16 protein-coding genes are annotated in these 16,165 nt (G+C 60.8%); 13 read left to right on the top strand and 3 right to left on the bottom strand.

Going from position 1 to position 16,165, the window contains the following annotated elements:
* Position 1: 1 nt before the first annotated feature.
* From ABXS05_RS17550 to ABXS05_RS17540, 3 genes are read right to left on the bottom strand one after another with little or no spacing between them, the layout of a single operon-like run.
* A complete protein-coding gene (locus ABXS05_RS17550; RefSeq protein WP_367624825.1) occupies positions 2 to 952 on the bottom strand; it encodes a respiratory chain complex I subunit 1 family protein in 951 nt (316 codons plus the stop codon).
* Positions 943 to 2,952 carry a hydrogenase 4 subunit B gene (hyfB, locus tag ABXS05_RS17545; protein ID WP_367624824.1) on the bottom strand — a complete coding sequence of 670 codons (2,010 nt, stop codon included), beginning with the start codon at positions 2,950 to 2,952 and terminating at the stop codon, positions 943 to 945. Before hyfB ends, ABXS05_RS17550 begins: the two co-directional genes overlap by 10 nt.
* Before the next feature lie 4 nt (positions 2,953 to 2,956).
* A complete protein-coding gene (locus tag ABXS05_RS17540; RefSeq protein ID WP_367624823.1) occupies positions 2,957 to 3,250 on the bottom strand; it encodes a helix-turn-helix domain-containing protein in 294 nt (97 codons plus the stop codon).
* A 335-nt stretch (positions 3,251 to 3,585) separates the two neighbouring features.
* Between ABXS05_RS17540 and ABXS05_RS17535 the strand changes: the two genes are divergently transcribed.
* The 13 genes from ABXS05_RS17535 to ABXS05_RS17475 all read left to right on the top strand — a co-directional run bounded on the left by ABXS05_RS17535 (position 3,586) and on the right by ABXS05_RS17475 (position 16,163).
* Positions 3,586 to 4,377: a YoaK family protein gene (locus ABXS05_RS17535; RefSeq protein WP_394314305.1), complete on the top strand. Its 792-nt coding sequence runs from the start codon at positions 3,586 to 3,588 to the stop codon at positions 4,375 to 4,377.
* Between the two features lie 399 nt (positions 4,378 to 4,776).
* Positions 4,777 to 5,664 (top strand): amino acid ABC transporter permease, encoded by an 888-nt coding sequence (locus ABXS05_RS17530; RefSeq protein ID WP_311937274.1) that lies wholly within the window; start codon positions 4,777 to 4,779, stop codon positions 5,662 to 5,664.
* Positions 5,661 to 6,422, top strand: a complete 762-nt coding sequence (locus ABXS05_RS17525; protein WP_311937271.1) for an amino acid ABC transporter ATP-binding protein — start codon at positions 5,661 to 5,663, stop codon at positions 6,420 to 6,422. Before ABXS05_RS17530 ends, ABXS05_RS17525 begins: the two co-directional genes overlap by 4 nt.
* 26 nt (positions 6,423 to 6,448) lie before the next feature.
* Complete coding sequence (locus tag ABXS05_RS17520) at positions 6,449 to 7,276, top strand: ABC transporter substrate-binding protein (protein WP_149249281.1); 828 nt, start codon at positions 6,449 to 6,451, stop codon at positions 7,274 to 7,276.
* A 153-nt stretch (positions 7,277 to 7,429) separates the two neighbouring features.
* Positions 7,430 to 8,239 (top strand): polysaccharide deacetylase family protein, encoded by an 810-nt coding sequence (locus ABXS05_RS17515; RefSeq protein WP_367624822.1) that lies wholly within the window; start codon positions 7,430 to 7,432, stop codon positions 8,237 to 8,239.
* Between the two features lies 1 nt (position 8,240).
* Positions 8,241 to 9,149, top strand: coding sequence for a polysaccharide deacetylase family protein (locus ABXS05_RS17510; protein WP_367624821.1), 909 nt, complete (start codon positions 8,241 to 8,243; stop codon positions 9,147 to 9,149).
* Positions 9,142 to 10,542, top strand: a complete 1,401-nt coding sequence (locus ABXS05_RS17505) for an MmgE/PrpD family protein (protein ID WP_367624820.1) — start codon at positions 9,142 to 9,144, stop codon at positions 10,540 to 10,542. The genes ABXS05_RS17510 and ABXS05_RS17505 overlap by 8 nt, the downstream gene beginning before the upstream one ends.
* Positions 10,539 to 11,945 (top strand): argininosuccinate lyase, encoded by a 1,407-nt coding sequence (argH, locus tag ABXS05_RS17500; protein WP_367624819.1) that lies wholly within the window; start codon positions 10,539 to 10,541, stop codon positions 11,943 to 11,945. Before ABXS05_RS17505 ends, argH begins: the two co-directional genes overlap by 4 nt.
* A gap of 86 nt (positions 11,946 to 12,031) precedes the next feature.
* On the top strand, positions 12,032 to 12,940 hold the full coding sequence (locus tag ABXS05_RS17495; RefSeq protein ID WP_311937257.1) for a LysR substrate-binding domain-containing protein: 909 nt from the start codon (positions 12,032 to 12,034) through the stop codon (positions 12,938 to 12,940).
* A 195-nt stretch (positions 12,941 to 13,135) separates the two neighbouring features.
* Positions 13,136 to 13,723, top strand: coding sequence for a TetR/AcrR family transcriptional regulator (locus tag ABXS05_RS17490; RefSeq protein ID WP_367624818.1), 588 nt, complete (start codon positions 13,136 to 13,138; stop codon positions 13,721 to 13,723).
* Between the two features lie 76 nt (positions 13,724 to 13,799).
* Positions 13,800 to 14,429: a hypothetical protein gene (locus ABXS05_RS17485; protein WP_311937252.1), complete on the top strand. Its 630-nt coding sequence runs from the start codon at positions 13,800 to 13,802 to the stop codon at positions 14,427 to 14,429.
* 106 nt (positions 14,430 to 14,535) lie between these two features.
* Positions 14,536 to 15,390, top strand: coding sequence for a cytochrome b/b6 domain-containing protein (locus ABXS05_RS17480; protein ID WP_367624817.1), 855 nt, complete (start codon positions 14,536 to 14,538; stop codon positions 15,388 to 15,390).
* Positions 15,387 to 16,163 (top strand): molybdopterin-binding protein, encoded by a 777-nt coding sequence (locus tag ABXS05_RS17475; protein ID WP_367624816.1) that lies wholly within the window; start codon positions 15,387 to 15,389, stop codon positions 16,161 to 16,163. The genes ABXS05_RS17480 and ABXS05_RS17475 overlap by 4 nt, the downstream gene beginning before the upstream one ends.
* The last annotated feature ends 2 nt before the right edge of the window (positions 16,164 to 16,165 follow it).

The raw sequence follows: 16,165 nt of genomic DNA, 5'->3' as shown, positions 1-16,165 counted from the left end.
GTCACAAACTCCTCGACACGAAGAGAAGCAGCGCCCCCAGCAGGCTGAGCATCAAGGCTGCGCCAAGAAAATCGGGGACACGGAAGACGCGCATCTTGGCCACCATCGTCTCGAAAACGGCGAGGAGGGCAGCGGCAAGTAGGAGCTTGATGAAGTAGACGATGGCGCCGATCAAATAGGCGCCGGCGGGCGCACCGGCAGGGGCAAGCCACCAGGGAGCGAAGACGCAGCCGATCAGCGAGATATAGAGCACGAGCTTGAGCGAGGCCGACAGCTCGATCAGCGCGAGGTGGCGTCCGGAATATTCCAGCACCATCGCCTCATGCACCATTGTGAGTTCGAGATGCGTGGCCGGATTGTCGATGGGGATCCGCCCGTTCTCGGCAATGGCCACCATCACCAATGCGATCAGGGCGAGCGCGAGCGATACCCTCAGCCCGACCGAGACCATGAAGCCGGCGAGATAGGAAAGCTGGGTCGAACCGGCGAGGAGAGCGACGGAGAAGACGATCATGATCATCGCCGGCTCAGCCAGCGTGGCGATCATCATTTCCCGGCTGGCGCCGATGCCGCCAAAACTCGTGCCGATATCCATGCCGGCCAGGGCCAGGAAGAAGCGGGCACTGCCCAGGAGAGCGATCACGACGATGAGGTCGGCCGACCAGCTGAACTGCAGTCCGGTGGCAAAGGTCGGCACGAGAGCGGCGGCCACCCATGTCGCGGCGAAGATCGCATAGGGCGTGACGCGAAAGAGCCAGGAAGCATTGTCGGCCAACACCACCTCCTTGCGCAGGAGGCGCAGAAGGTCGCGGTATGGCTGGAATGGGGAGGGCCCGCGCCGGCGCAACAGATGAGCCTTGATCCGCCGCACCAAGCCGGTGACGAGCGGTGCCAGGCAGAGCACGAGAAACATCTGCAGGGCCTGGATGGCCAGGCTTTCGATCACGGCCATGACGCCAGCACCACGAGGAGGAAGACAAGCAGGAGGAAGACCAGGCTCAGATATTGCCGGATGGTGAGATATTGCAGGCGGTCGAGCCGGTCAGCGGCGAGCAGGACGGCCTTGACCAACGGTCCGTAGATCCCATCCCAGACGAGGTCCCGCAAACTCACCAGAAGACGAGCGGGCCGCTGGTCGCCAGGCCTGGGCATGTCAACGCTTTCGCGCGCGCGGAACAGGGTGGCGCCGTAGACGCGCCGGATCGGCTGGGAAAAGCTGGTGGCGCTGTATTGCGTGATCGGATTGGCGTCCGGAAAGCCGCAATCCCAGGCAGGACCTCGCCTTACGGCCCGCGACGCCAGGCGGTGGATGGCGTAGGCGGACAATGACGCCGAAAAGGTGATGAAGACGAAGACGAGCAGGCCGTTGTAGGAACTGCGGCTCGCGGCCACCGGTATGATGGTGAGCCAATCCACACCGGCCTGTGCCGGCATGCGCGCCTGAACCGCGTAGGACACCGCCGGTGCGATGCCATCGATGATGAAGCCCGGAAGAATTCCCGCCAGCAGGCACAAGCTGGCAAGTGCGATCATCGCGCTTTGTGACCAGCGATCAACCTCGCGTGCTTCCTGGGCTGCGAGCGTGCGGGGGCGCCCCAGGAAAATCGTGCCAAAGGCGCGAACGAAGCAGGCCGCCGCCAGGGCTGCGGACAAGGCGAGCAGGGCGCCGATGGCCGGCACCAGCAGCTTGAGGCCCCATTGGGGAATCTGCGGGCTGAGCAGGATGGCCTGAAACGTCAGCCATTCGGATGCGAAGCCGTTCAACGGAGGCAGAGCCGAGATGGCGACACAGGCGACCAGTACGACGACGCTCGTCACGGGCATGCGGTGAATGAGCCCGCCCAGCGCGTTGAGGTCACGTTGCCTGGTCGCCGTCAGGATGGCGCCGGCTCCGAAGAACAGCACGCTCTTGAACAGGGTATGATTGAGGATGTGGAACAAGGCAGCCGTCATGGCCAGCGCGGCCGCTGCGCCAAAACCATTGGCCTGGAAAGCCAGTGCCAGGCCGAGGCCGGCGAATATGAGCCCGACATTCTCGATCGTGCTGTAGGCGAGCAGCCGCTTGAGATCGGTCTGCATCAGAGCCTGGAGAATGCCGAGAACCGCCGAGGCACCGGCCGCGACCAGGATCGGGACGCTCCACCACCATTCCGGCGAGCCGAGCAGGTCGAAGACGATGCGGATGAAGGCATAGATCGCAACCTTGGTCATCACCCCGCTCATGAGGGCCGAGACATGGCTCGGTGCTGCCGGGTGAGCCAGGGGCAGCCAGACATGGAGAGGCACCAGGCCAGCCTTCGAGCCGGTGCCGAGCGTCGCCAGGGCGAGCACTGCGGCGATCGCCGTTCCCGTCGGGACTTGATGGCGAATTTGATCGAAGGCGTAAGCGCCCTGGCTACCGGCCAGAAGGCCGAAGGCCAGCAGCAGTGCCAGCGAACCGAAACTCGCCATCACGATATAGACATAGCCGGCCTTGAGGTTGTCCTCCTCGCGATGATGCGCGAGCACCAGCGCCCAGGACGCCAGCGACATCAACTCCCAGGAAAACAGGAAGGCGAAGGCATCCGCGGCGAGGACGACAGCGTTCATTCCCGCAAGGAAGGCGGGATAAAATGGCAATACGCGCAAAGGCTCGTGCTCATGCTTTCCGTAGCCGAGCGCGTAGAGGCTTGCAGCGGAAGCACCGAGGTTGACGATGGCCAGGAAGAAGGCGCTCAACGCATCGATATGGAAATTGGCACCAATCCAGGGCAGGCCGAGGGGCAATTTCAGATCCGCTTCCGGAAGCCGGCCGAGCAGTTGGGCGAGCGCCGTCGCCAGAAGCACGGATGAAACACACAGACAGGCCGAATAGATGAACGTGGTTGCAGACGAGAGGCGTCTTGCCAAGAGCGCCGCGAGTGCAATGGCCAGCAGGACCGCGATACACCCCAAAGCGACGGCAAGCGTCATGGCCTCATTCCTCCATTCCGTCCATGGCGACGGTGCGTGGGGCCTTTGGCGCGGATTGCCTGAGGCGAACCCCACGCCCGCCTGACGAACTGATGCTGCCCTCGCCGATCAGTTCGACACCGGCCGCGGCGAGGGCCTCCACAAGCTTCATCAGAGAGTCGACATTGCCCCGGATAAGGCCCGTTCGTGCCTCCATGCGCTGGATCGTCGGCACGGAAAGATCCGACAGTGCGGCCAGCTTTTTCTGGTCGATACCGAGAAGGGCACGGGCTGCCCGCAATTGCGCTGCAGTGATCATTGTCCCACGCTCACTGAGTGCCATAATTTATATGCAATTTAGAGCTTAATACCACTATATAACAATCTCAACACTTATTATTGATGTTTTATGCATCAATGGTGCCAATGAGGTGCGGCGGGAGACGATACCCAGATTGGCAATGCACTTGCGACGCGTTGGCGGGAGTTTTTTGAAGATGCGTTATTGGAAAATATTTTTAGCGCAGTTGGTGAAATAAGTTATGTATATTTTTCAAATATATATAAATATACCATCGGTATTTTAGTTTGGATTTTTTATTAAAAGTAAAAATATGAATTCGAATAAAATTTAGATTTGGTGTCTGGCGCATAATGAGCGAATTTTCTGATCATTCGAAAAGGCGTACTTTAGCAGTCCAGTTTGTCGATGGTCTGCAAGGTGCGGTCGGTGTCGAGCGCAACGAAATCGCGGATACCCGACTCGGCGTCGCCCTATGCTTCATCGCCGGTGGCGTGAATGCAGGAGGGTTCCTCGCAGTCGGACAGTATACCTCCCATATGTCCGGCGTGATCTCGTCGCTGGCCGACAACCTCGCGCTTGGGGCCACACATCTGGTGCTGGGGGGCTTGGGTGCGTTGACGGCATTCCTTCTGGGCGCCGCCTGTTCGGCTTTCCTGATCCATTGGGGGCGGCGGCATCGCGCCTATGGTCAATATGCCTTTCCGCTGGTCGTAGAGGCGATTCTATTGCTCCTCTTTGGTCTGATCGGCGGCCTCTACAATCACCGGGTCTTCTTCGTACCGGTGGCCATTCCATTGCTGTGCTTTATCATGGGCCTGCAAAACGCAATCATCACCAAGATTTCCCGGGCACGAATTCGGACTACCCATCTGACCGGCATGGTGACGGATCTTGGAATAGAACTGGGCAAGCTTTTCTATTGGAACAGGACGGCAAATACTCCCGGTGCCAGGGTTGTCGCTGATCGAACGAAGCTCTCCTTGCTGTGCTCTTTGCTTGGTGCCTTTCTGACAGGCGGGTTGGCGGGCGCTTACGGGTTTCATTTGATTGGCTTTGCAGCCGTGCTTCCATTGGCCACCCTCTTGTTGATCTTAGCGGGGGTGCCATTGGCCCTGCGCCATCCGGGGCAGCGATACCCTTAGGCTCAGGACGTTGGTATTGCGGCTGTCCCACTCGAGCAGTAAATGACGATCCGAACATTGCCGTCACGCTGCTCGTGCGATCAATTTGCCGTCGCACGGATCGGCTCCGCGCCACCTGCGCCCTGTCCTTCGCCTGAAGGCGTATCGAGGGCATGTTCCCTGCTGCCGGCCTGCCGGTATCGAGGCTTCGACGCGTTCCTCTGATAATACGATCGCGACGTTTAAACAGGAGCCCGGATACATCCGCCCTGAGCGGCATGGGATTTATGCGATTCACGCATTAATTCCATGCCCATAACTCGTTTGTATTGGTCCATCCGCTCAGCGTAATCTCATTCTGGAACTAAAATAAAGTCAGCATCCACAATAAGCTGGCGAACGCCGGAACGGGGATAGTGCATGAATGGTGCGCCCTTGCAGGGTAATGGTGGGTTGACGATCGTCAAGCCAAGGAAGTACGGCACGACTTTGCTGGCATTCCTTTGTATCCTGACGCTGGTTTTTATTGGGAATGCATTTAGAACCGGCGACATTGCTTGGTCTTATGTTGCGGAATATCTGTTCTCCCGACCCGTCATGCTCGGTGTGGTCGGCACAATCGTCATGACATTCTGTGCCATGGCGCTTGGCGTTACGCTCGGCATCGCCGCCGCGATCATGCGGATGTCCGACAACAAGGTGCTGCAGGCGATCTCCAGCGGCTATGTCTGGCTTTTCCGCGGAACGCCGACGCTTCTTCAGTTGCTTTTGTGGTTCAATCTCGCGCTGATCTTCCCCACCATCAGTTTCTTCGGCCTCTATTCGGTCAATACGGTCGATGTGATGACGCCGTTCATGGCGGCTTTGCTCGGGCTCGGCATTCAGCAAGGCGCCTATACGGCCGAAGTGGTGCGCGCCGGCCTGCTCTCCGTTGATCGCGGCCAAACCGAAGCCGCTCTCTCGATCGGGATGACGAAGTTCCGCGCCATGGTCGGCATCGTCTTGCCGCAGGCCATGCGCGTGATCGTGCCGCCTATCGGCAACGAGACCATCGGCATGGTGAAGCTGACGTCGCTCGCCAGCGTCATCCAGTATTCGGAAGTGCTGCGCAGCGTGGAAGACGTCTACTACGCGAATTCGCGCGTGATCGAACTGCTGATCGTCGCAACCATCTGGTACATGGTCGTCGTCACCGTACTCAGCGGTATCCAGATTTATATCGAGCGCTATTTCTCGCGTGGCTGGGGGCGTCGCGACCAAGCCAAGGGGCCGATGCCGAACCTGCCGGCGGAAGAGGTGGCGAAATGACCCCGGTGATCTCCATCAAGGGCGTGCAGAAGTCCTTCGGACAATTCCAGGTCCTCAAAGATATCGACTTCGAGATCGCAAAGGGCGAGGTCGTCTGCGTGATCGGCCCGTCCGGTTCCGGCAAGAGCACGTTCCTGCGCTGCATCAACCAGCTCGAAAGCGTCGATGAAGGCATCATCATCGTCAATGGCGAGATTGCCGGCTATCGCCGCAAGGATGACAAGCTCTATCCCCTCGGCGACCGGGCCGTCGCGCGCCAGCGCCAGGCCGTCGGCATGGTGTTCCAGCGCTTCCATTTGTTTCCCAACAAGACGGTCCTCGAAAACATTACCGAAGGCCCGATCAAGGTGCAAAGGCGCAATGGCGAAGCCTGCCGGGAGGAGGCGCGTTCCCTGTTGCGGCGCGTCGGCCTGGCCGACAAGGCCGGCTCCTATCCCTCGGAACTCTCGGGCGGCCAGCAGCAGCGCGTGGCGATCGCGCGGGCCCTCGCCATGAAGCCGGAGGCGATGCTGTTCGACGAGCCGACTTCGGCGCTCGATCCCGAGCTGGTGGGCGAGGTGCTCGGCGTCATGAAGGAACTGGCCAAGTCGGGCACCACCATGATCGTGGTCACCCATGAAATCGGCTTCTGCCGTGAGGTCGCCGACCGCGTGCTGTTCATGGATCGAGGCACCATCGTGGCCTGCGGCACGCCTGCCGAGATCCTGGAAAACCCGCAGAACCCTCGCGTGAAGAGCTTCGTTTCCGCGGTCCTATGACAACAAACATGAAAGAGGAGAACACAATGAAGGGTTTGTCGCTCTTGGCGGCTACCGTGGCGATACTCGCCGCAACCAGCGCTTTCGCGGACAACAAGCTCAATCTGAAGACCGAGGGAGAGCTGCGTGTCCTGATCAACCCGATCTATCCGCCCATGGAGTTCGTGAACCAGAAGAGCGGCGTGCAGGATGGCTTCGACGTCGATCTGGCCAACGCCATCGGAAAGAAGCTGGGCCTGGAGGTCATCTTCATCAATTCCGCCTTTGCCGAGCTGCAAAGCGGCCTGCAGACGGGGCGGGGCGATGTGATCATTTCCGGCATGAGCGACAACCCCAAGCGCCAGGAAGTCATGGATTTCGTGGACTACATCACCAGCGGCCCGATCTTCTTCACCACCAAGGCCAATGCCGACAAATACAAGACCAGTACGGATCTGTGCGGCCAGAAGATCGCTGGAAGCCGCACCGGCACGTTTCCCGACAATGTGAAGGCTTGGAGCGAGAGCAATTGCGTCGGCAAGGGCAAGCCGGCCGTCCAGTTCGACGGCACGGCGGATTCCAATGCGGCTCGCCTCGGCATGCGCCAGGGGCGCTATGATGCCGTCGTTCAGGGCGTCGAGACCATCGCCTATCAGATGAGCGTCGAGCCTGACACCTATGTCATGGTCGGTGAGCCGATCCTCACCAACGACGTCTTTGGCATGGGCTTCAAGAAATCGAACACGGCCCTGCGCGACGCCGTTGCCCAGACCTTGGACGGTCTGATCAAGGACGGCACCTATGCCGACCTCCTGAAGAAATGGGGCTTGAACCACAATGCCGTGGAGAAAGCCGTCATCAATGGTGTGAAATAGCGGCCGGGCAGGCGGCGGGCGACCCCAAGGCGACAATGCGCTGGGGTCGCTGCCCGCCTCGCACCGCTCGTCGGTCATATTCAAATGTTGGACTCTCCTTATGACAGCCGCAGGCGCCCTTCCTGGCCCTCCGGAAAACGATCTGCCGTCGCCTTGGCCTTCGATGTCGACGGACCGACGGGCGATGCCATGCTCGACGGCAGCCTGCGCGACAATCTGCGTTACTTTACCGAGGGCGCCTACGGCCCCTGGCGGGCCGTGCCGCGCCTGCTGGGGCTGCTTGAAGAATACAGTCTCGTCGCCACCTTCTTCGTCCCCACCTGGGTGGTCGAGCACTGGCCGGCCCGATGCGAGGCGATCCTGCGGGCAGGGCACGAAATCGCCTATCACGGCCATCGCCACGAAGTCTTCATCGACTGCACGCCCGACCAGCAGCTCGAGATCATGCACCGCTCGGCGGCCGTGTTCAGACAGAGGCTCGGGATCGGGCCGGTCGGCTTTCGCACGCCGTCGGGGGACTGGAGCCTGCAGACAGCGGCGCTGCTGCGCGATTTCGGCATTGTCTATTCAAGTTCGATGCGTGGGGACGATCGCCCCTATTTCCATCCTTCCTCGGACGGCAAGCCGGGGCTGGTCGAAATACCTGGCCGTTGGGATATCGACGACTATACGGCGCTCGCCTATTTCGAGGATCCGGATTTTCCCGTGGGCCTCGATCGCATTCCCGATTTCCGGGCGGTGGAACGCAATTGGCGGGCCGAATTCGAGGGCTTTCACCGCGACGGATTATGCTGGACCACGATTTTCCATCCCAAAGTGTCCGCCAAACCTGGCCGCCTCGCCATTCTGCGCGGCCTGTTCGAGGCAATCCGCGCCCATGACGATGTCTGGGTCGCCCGCTGCCGCGACGTCGCGCAGTGGTGGCTCGATCTGCACGGTTTTTCCGACGAAGTGATTGCGTGACATGACCGTTTTTAAAAACGTCGATGCGCCCGAGAGGTTTTCCTGGCCGGCGGGCAAATCCTGCGCCGTGGTGGTGAGCGTGCTGTTCGACGATGGCCTGGATGCCATCGCTCGGGCACCCGATCTCAGGAACCGGAGCAAGAGTTTCTCGGTGTGGGAATATGGTGCCAGGCGCGGCGTCGATCGCCTCCTGGAACTGTTCGATGAGCTGGCGCTGCGGACCAGCTGGTTCGTGCCGGGGCTCGTCGCTCAAAAACATGCCGATCTCGTGAGGCGGATCAGCAGCAGCCATGAGATCGCCTGCCGCGGCCTGGCCTTTGAGGATTTCGGGGTGCTTCCGGCCGAAGAGCACAAGGAAATCCTGCTGCGCTCGCGTGCCATCATCGAAGACATCGCAGGCCGACCGGCCGATGGCTTTCGTCTGCCGCAAGGAAGATGGCCGCGGCATTTCGACCAGTGTTTGGTCGAGGCCGGCTTCAAATGGTCGGCCTCGCTCAACGGTGATGATCTGCCCTATCTGCACCGCTCTTCGCTGGTCGAGATCCCCGTCCATATCGAGCTGGAGGATCGACCCTATTTTCAGTTCAATTTCACGCCTCCCTTCCCGAAGGGCCTTGGGCGTATCGCGTCCTACGACGGCGTCCTGCACAATTGGATCACCGAATTCGACGCCTATCGGCGCTATGGCCTGTGCTACGTGCTCCAGGTCCGCCCCGAAATGCTGGGTACGCCCGGCCGTATCTTCATTCTCCAAGACCTGCTGCATCACATGCTCGACCATGACGATGTCTGGTTGACGACGGGCGGAGACCTGGCGGCGTGGGCGGCGCAGCGGGTATCGCCCGCACCTGCTGACCATCCGCTGGAAGTCTTCGAGGCCTACCGCAGGGAAGAGGCCTGCGATGAGTGAATTTCTGGCAGAAAACCTGGCGCGCAAGATCGGGCAGGTCCGGTTCTCGGACTTTCCCGCCGCCACCGTCCACAAGGCGAAACTTCATATCCTCGACACGCTCGGCGCGGCCCTGGCCGGATCGGCTTCGCCGGAAACACGGTCCGTGATCCACGGCCTCGGCCTGGGGCGGGACACCGGCGACACGCCCGTCTGGGGTATCGGCCTCATGCTGGACAACCGGACCGCGAGCTTCGTCAATGGTGTGTCGGCCCACGCCTTCGAGCTCGACGATGCCGGCGGCTGCGATCATTCCGGTGCAGTCGTCCTGCCGGCGGTTCTTGCCGCCTTGACCGATGTCCAGGTTTCCGTCGACGGGGCCGGTTTCCTGAAGAGCATCCTGATCGGCTATGAGGTCGGTCGCCGCGTGCTGGAAGCCTCCGGTGGTTATGAAGCCCATAACGGGCTGGGCTGGCATTCGACCGGCACCTGCGGCGTCTTCGGCGCTGCGGCGGCAGCCGGCGTGCTGCTTGGCCTCGATACGCCGCAATTGACTTCCGCACTGGGCTTGGCCTGTTCCTATGCCGGGGGAACCTGGGCCTTCATCCAGGATGGGAGCCAGGCCAAGAAACTCCACGCCGGGCGCGCAGCCGAGGGGGGCCTGATCGCTGCAAAACTGGCTCGCGCTTCGCTGACCGGTCCGGCGGCACTCTTCGATGCGCAATGCTGGGGAGGTTTCTTTTCGACCTTCGCACGCCACACCGGCGATACGGGCCTGCTGGTCTCGGATTTCGGCCAGAACTGGCGTTTGAACCGCTGTTCGATCAAGCCATATGCCACCTGCCGCGGAACGCATTCGGCCATCGACGCCATCGGGCTCGTTCTCGGCCGGGAGGGGCTCGTGCCCGAAGACGTCGCGGCAATCGAGGTGCGCATGAGTGCCTTTCAGATCGGCATGTGCGGCGGAAAATCGGTATCAACCCGGGCCGATGCCCAGATGAGCTTGCCCTATGCCCTGGCCGCAAGGCTCCAATACGGACAGGTGACCTTGGCGGAACTCGGGGAGACTGCTCGCATGCATCCCCAGATCGCGCGCTGGTTGTCGTTCATCCGGACAGAAGCCGATCCAGACATGAGCGATGATGCCGAGCCCGTGATTGCCGTCACCACCGGGGACGGTCGCCGCTTCGTCGAGACGGTGGAACAGCCATTGGGCAGTCCGGCAAACCCGATGGCCGATGAAGCCGTGATCGCCAAGTTCACCGGCCTGGCATCCGGCGTCGTCGGGCTTGAGCGCAGCGACGCCATCCGGGACTTCGTGCTGAATCTGGAGCGCCAACCGGCAGTTCATTGCCTGTCCGCCTTGCTCCGGCATCCGTCCCCCGCAATTCCAATGTCAGGAGCTAAGGCATGACAACCTCTACCGACAAGACCTGGTCTCCCCTGTTCAAGGAACCGGTGTCCGCCGACTTCCGGGATTTCCATGAATGCCTGGATCAGGACAAGCGCATTGCCCTGCACGATGTGGCCGGATCGCGGGTCCATGCCGACATGCTCGCGCGTGCCGGGATCATTTCGCCAGCCGACAACGAGGCCATCCAGGGTGGGCTTGCGGCGATCGCGCGGGAAATGCGCGAGGGCACCTTCGCATGGAAGAAGGAGCTGGAAGACGTTCACATGAATGTCGAGCAGCGCCTGACCGACCTCGTCGGCGATGCCGGCAAGAGGCTCCACACCGCTCGCTCGCGCAACGACCAGAATGCCACCGATATCCGCCTCTACGCCCGTGACGAGCTCGATGCGCTCGCCGGCGAGATCAAGGTCCTCATCGCATCCTTCGTCGATCTTGCCGAACAGCATCCCGCGACCATCATGCCGGGCTTCACCCATTTGCAGGTCGCCCAGCCCATCACCTTCGGCCATCATCTGATGGCCTATGCCGAAATGTTCCTGCGTGACCTCGAGCGCGTGGGCCAGGCGCGCGGCCGCCTCAACGTCTCGCCCCTGGGGGCCGCAGCCCTTGCCGGCAGCGGCTACCCCATCGATCCCGAATATAGTGCACAGGCCCTCGGCTTTGCCGGCGTCTGCCACAACTCGCTGGATGCGGTCTCCGATCGCGACTACATCTGCGACATCGCCAATGCCGGTGCTCTCATCATGGTCCACCTCTCCCGTTTTTGCGAGGAAGTGATCATGTGGTGCACCCCGATGTTCGATTTCATCGAGGTCGGCGACCAGTTCTGCACCGGCTCGTCCATCATGCCCCAGAAGCGCAATCCCGATCTCGCCGAACTCGTGCGGGGCAAGGCGGCGCGTGTGATCGGCAATCTGAGCTTTGCGGTGACGCTCAACAAGAACCTGCCGCTGGCGTTCAACAAGGACCAGCAGGAGTGCAAGCCACCGCTTACCGATACGCTGGAGACGACGCGCGGCGCCGTGTCCGTGGTCGCACAGATGATCCGCACCATCAAGGTGCACAAGGACAAGATGCTCGCCGCCGCGGACAAGGGCTATTCGACTGCGACCGACCTTGCGGACTATCTGGTGCGCGCCGGCTTGCCGTTTCGCGATGCCCATCATGCGGTGGCGGCCATTGTCGGCCTGGCCCGGGAGCGGGGGCTTGGAACCTTGTCGCAACTCGCCCTGGCCGACATGCGTCGCTTTGCGTCCGTGATCGGCGATGATGTCTATCAGGTCCTGACCGTGGAAGGCTCCGTGGCCAGCCGCAACCATACTGGCGGAACGGCGCCTGGACAGGTCCACCGCCAGATCGCACGAGTTCGTGCAATGCTGGCCCGACCATCCACCCACCTGTAAGTCAGGAGCCTGTGCCCTTTTGGAAAGCGCAGGCTTTGCCTATGGTTTGACATTGCCGACAGGGACCTTGAACCGACGGGGGTAAATTGGAGCATAAGATCGACGCCAATCGCCTGCCTCCCCTGCAGACGCTTCAAACCTTCGCCGTGGTCGCGGCAACTGGCAGCTTTACACTGGCAGCAGAGCAACTGAACTTGAGCCAAAGTGCGATCAGCCGGCAGATCCAGCAGTTGGAACACTATTTCAGCTGCAGCCTGTTCGAGCGGCATACGCGCAAGGTCGTCGTGTCGGCGCAGGGACAGGCGCTGCTGCCTATCGTCGAAAGCCTGATCCTGTCGTTCAAGAACTCTTTCGAAGCCTTGCGGGCCCAGTCACGGACATTGACGGTGCGCATGACGCCGACCTTCGCGCGGAGGTGGCTGCTTCCAAGACTTCCGCTTCTCAAGCAGGCTCATCCGGACCTGAGTATCAGCATCGACACGGCCTGGTTTATCAGGCCGACCTTTGGGTTGGGGGATGTCGATATGGTGATAACCTATGGCAATGGCACGTCTCCAGGCATGGATGTCATTCCCCTCCTGGAAGAACGCCTGACGCCGATGTGCGCGCCGAGCGTGGCCGCCGCGCTCGGGTCGCCAGCCAATCTGCACAACCTGTCGCAGTTCACCTTGTTGCATTCGAACGTGCGCCATAGCGATTGGGTTCTCTGGCTGCGGGCGGAGGAGCAATATAATTTCAAGGCCTTCAGCCACCAGGTTTTCGATACCCATGATTTTGCCCTTACTGCCGCCGCTGCCGGCTTGGGTGTCGTGACGGGAGATCTGGGCATGGCAGTGGAGGATCTCAGGCGCGGCGATCTGGTGACACCCTTCGATCGGGTCGTGTCGAGCGGCTACGGCTACTTTGCCTTCTATCCGGCCCAGGAGGACGCCAGAAGGAAGGTTGCGGACTTCGCCGATTGGCTGCGTAAAGCCTGCGCCAGCTTCCAGGATTAGTGCCGGCTCTGCCGCAGCGGCGATGTGAAGTCGCGACAAGGCTACGTGTTTAGTCCCGGCATTTGGTGGATTTGAAACAGGGTGGAAGGCCTTGCGGGTCATTTGCGATGCCGGGGCCGAGCGTGTTCAGCTATGAAGCAGGCGGAAAACAGATTTACGCTTGACGGCCTCCCTACTAAAAGGTAGACAAATCCCATGAGCAACCTCTCGACGACGTCTGACGATATCCTGGCCTCTGCGCGCTCCCTCGTCATGAATGGGGGGTATAACGGTTTCAGCTACGCCGACATCGCTGAAGTCGTTGGGATCCGCAAGGCCAGCATTCATCACCATTTTCCAAGCAAGGTGGACTTGGTCCGCACGCTCGTGCGGCGATATCGCGAAGAAGCCGAGTCGGGTTTGGCGGGGCTTGAGCGGAATGTGCGCAGTCCTGTCGAACTCCTCAATGCCTATGCGGGCTTCTGGGCCAAGTGCATTGAGGATGCGAGCATTCCTTTTTGCGTTTGCGCTCTGCTCGCCAGCGAGTTGCCGGCGCTGCCCCCGGAAGTGGCGGTGGAAGTGAGGGCCTTTTTCCGGTTTCTATCGGGTTGGCTGACGTCAGTCTTGGAGCGTGGCTCGAATGAGGGTGTCTTGAAGCTGTCAAGCGAGCCGCGGATCGAGGCTGAGGCGTTCATGGCGTCCGTGCATGGAGCCATGCTTTCAGCGCGCGCTTACGGAACCCCGGACGTGTTCGCCACCATTCTGGCGCCCACCTTGGAGCGGCTGTCGTCGCCTGCTGCTTGACAACGCTCGGGGCGGAATAGTCTGCCCCGCGCAGAAATTATATCCAATAAACTACCAACTAGTAGGAAGTTATTCAATGATCAAGAACTTTTTCCCGGCGCTCGCCCTTGGCCTGTCGGCTCTCTCCTCGGCGGCTGTGCTGGCATCGCCTGTGCATGCCGAAGATAAGAAGGCAGGGCAGATCCATGTCCGGGGCAGCATCCTCAATTACAGTGGGTCTATCCTCAAGGTAAAGACCCGCGAAGGAGAGACACTCGATGTGGCCCTTGCTGATGGCTGGAAAGTATCCAGCGTGGCGAATGCAAAGGTAACCGACATCAAGCCTGGCGATTTCGTCGGTATTGCATCGCTGCCCAAGAAGGGCGGTGGTGACGGTGCGCTGGAGGTGCTCATCTTCCCGCCAGCACTCAAAGGCACAGGAGAGGGCAGCTACGGCTGGGACCTCAAGCCCAACAGCAGCATGACCAATGCTACCGTGGCGGATGCGGTCAAAGGTGTCGATGGCCGGACGGTCACGGTGTCCTATCATGGCAAGGAAAAGAAGATTTCCATTCCGGACGGCACGCCGATCGTGACCTTTGCGCCGGCGACCGCGGACGATCTCGTTCCCGGCGCTGTCGTCTTCGTACCTGCCGAGAAGGCTGGAACCGGCACTATCGCCCATCAGGTTCTTGTCGGAAAGAATGGCGTAGTTCCGCCCATGTGAAGCGCCTCGCCGCCGATCGACCCGGTCACTCCGCCGGTTCGATCGGCGCGCCTGAAAATGCCGCCTGACCCGAGACCCATGAATGCCAAGAACCGAGGGCGTCTTCATGAACGGAAATGCCAGCAATGATAACGCCCGATATCGGCGAACGGTATTCATCCGCCGTCACTCCCTCAGCACGCGGCTCACGCATTGGCTGAACGCGCTGTGTCTGAGTTTCCTCCTCTTGAGTGGACTTCAGATCTTCAATGCTCATCCCGAATTGTACTGGGGCCATTATGGGGGAGACGGGGATCGTGCCGTCCTGACCATCGGTTCGGAGGGCGAGGGCGCCCAGACACGCGGTTTTGTGCGTGTCGCCGGCATGCAGTTTGCGACGACCGGGGTTCTGGGGGTGTCGGACGTGGAAGGCGAGCCGATATCGCGGGCTTTCCCGCCATGGGCCACGATACCTTCGTTTCAGGATCTGGCGGCTGGAAGGCGCTGGCATTTCTTCTTTGCCTGGCTGTTTCTCCTCAACGGCATCTTTTACCTCGGCTTCAGTGTCTTGAGCGGCCACTTCAGGCGAGACCTGGCACCGACGACGCGAGAACTTTCACCGCGCCATCTGTGGCGCGAAGTCCTTGATCACGCCCGCCTTCGCTTCCCCGAGGGCGAAGACGCAAGACGGTATAACGCGCTGCAGAAGCTCACATATCTCGCCGTGATTGTCGTTCTGCTGCCCCTGATGGTCCTTACCGGCCTGACCATGTCGCCCGGCATCGACGCAGCTTTTCCCGCGCTGGTCGACCTCTTTGGCGGGCGCCAATCCGCCCGAACCATCCACTTCATCACGGCATCTCTTCTGGTGCTGTTCGTCATCGTCCACATCGTGATGGTCGCGCTGTCGGGCGCTTGGAACAATCTTCGCTCGATGATCACTGGCCGCTACGCCATTCACGAAAAGAGTCCCAAATCATGAGCCAACTTCTCACCCGTCGCCGGTTCCTGATTGGCAGCATGCTTGGAGCCAGTGTCCTGGCTCTTCCCGGCTGTGACGCGTTGGAGCAAAATGCCGATATTGGTGCTGTCCTGCGTTCAGCGGAGAAGCTGACGATGAAGGCTCAACGGCTGCTTCAGGGGCATGATGCCTTGGCCCGTGAATTTGCCGAGAGCGATATTTCGCCCTCTTTCCGCGTCAATGGCACCAATGCTCCCGACAGCGACGAATATGTGGAACTGGCGGAGGGTAAGTTCCAGGGCTGGAGACTGAAGATAGGCGGCTTGGTGGAGCGACCCCAGGAGATATCGCTCGCGGACCTCAAAAAGCTCCCGGCGCGCACTCAGATCACCCGCCATGACTGCGTCGAGGGTTGGAGCGCCATCGGCAAGTGGACGGGTGTTCCGCTCCTGAGCCTCCTGCGCTTGGCCGGCCTGAAGCCCACGGCGCGCTACGTGGTCTTCCATTGTGCCGACGAGCTCGAGAAGACGCTCGATGGAAGTGGCCGGTACTATGAGAGCATCGATCTCATCGACGCGTTTCACCCGCAGACCATCCTTGCCTATCAAATGAATGGGCAGGACCTGAGCATAGGCCATGGCGCCCCGCTGCGCCTGAGGGTCGAACGCCAATTGGGTTACAAGCAGGCGAAATACATCATGCGCATCGAACTCGTCGACAGCTTTGCCGGCCTATGGGGCGGAAACGGCGGCTATTGGGAGGATCGAGGATACGAGTGGTACGCGGGGATCTAATC

The sequence above is a fragment of the Labrys neptuniae genome, from assembly GCF_040797145.1.
In the GTDB taxonomy this organism is placed as follows: domain Bacteria; phylum Pseudomonadota; class Alphaproteobacteria; order Rhizobiales; family Labraceae; genus Labrys; species Labrys neptuniae.
This window is presented reverse-complemented; position numbering and strand designations above follow the sequence as displayed.

Bases quoted from the DNA above. Each gene is read 5' to 3' on its own strand.
- ABXS05_RS17550 (WP_367624825.1), bottom strand. From the start codon at position 952: ATGGCCGTGATCGAAAGCCTGGCCATCCAGGCCCTGCAGATGTTTCTC.
- hyfB (WP_367624824.1), bottom strand. From the start codon at position 2,952: ATGACGCTTGCCGTCGCTTTGGGGTGTATCGCGGTCCTGCTGGCCATT.
- ABXS05_RS17540 (WP_367624823.1), bottom strand. From the start codon at position 3,250: ATGATCACTGCAGCGCAATTGCGGGCAGCCCGTGCCCTTCTCGGTATC.
- ABXS05_RS17535 (WP_394314305.1), top strand. From the start codon at position 3,586: ATGAGCGAATTTTCTGATCATTCGAAAAGGCGTACTTTAGCAGTCCAG.
- ABXS05_RS17530 (WP_311937274.1), top strand. From the start codon at position 4,777: ATGAATGGTGCGCCCTTGCAGGGTAATGGTGGGTTGACGATCGTCAAG.
- ABXS05_RS17525 (WP_311937271.1), top strand. From the start codon at position 5,661: ATGACCCCGGTGATCTCCATCAAGGGCGTGCAGAAGTCCTTCGGACAA.
- ABXS05_RS17520 (WP_149249281.1), top strand. From the start codon at position 6,449: ATGAAGGGTTTGTCGCTCTTGGCGGCTACCGTGGCGATACTCGCCGCA.
- ABXS05_RS17510 (WP_367624821.1), top strand. From the start codon at position 8,241: ATGACCGTTTTTAAAAACGTCGATGCGCCCGAGAGGTTTTCCTGGCCG.
- ABXS05_RS17505 (WP_367624820.1), top strand. From the start codon at position 9,142: ATGAGTGAATTTCTGGCAGAAAACCTGGCGCGCAAGATCGGGCAGGTC.
- argH (WP_367624819.1), top strand. From the start codon at position 10,539: ATGACAACCTCTACCGACAAGACCTGGTCTCCCCTGTTCAAGGAACCG.
- ABXS05_RS17490 (WP_367624818.1), top strand. From the start codon at position 13,136: ATGAGCAACCTCTCGACGACGTCTGACGATATCCTGGCCTCTGCGCGC.
- ABXS05_RS17485 (WP_311937252.1), top strand. From the start codon at position 13,800: ATGATCAAGAACTTTTTCCCGGCGCTCGCCCTTGGCCTGTCGGCTCTC.
- ABXS05_RS17480 (WP_367624817.1), top strand. From the start codon at position 14,536: ATGAACGGAAATGCCAGCAATGATAACGCCCGATATCGGCGAACGGTA.
- ABXS05_RS17475 (WP_367624816.1), top strand. From the start codon at position 15,387: ATGAGCCAACTTCTCACCCGTCGCCGGTTCCTGATTGGCAGCATGCTT.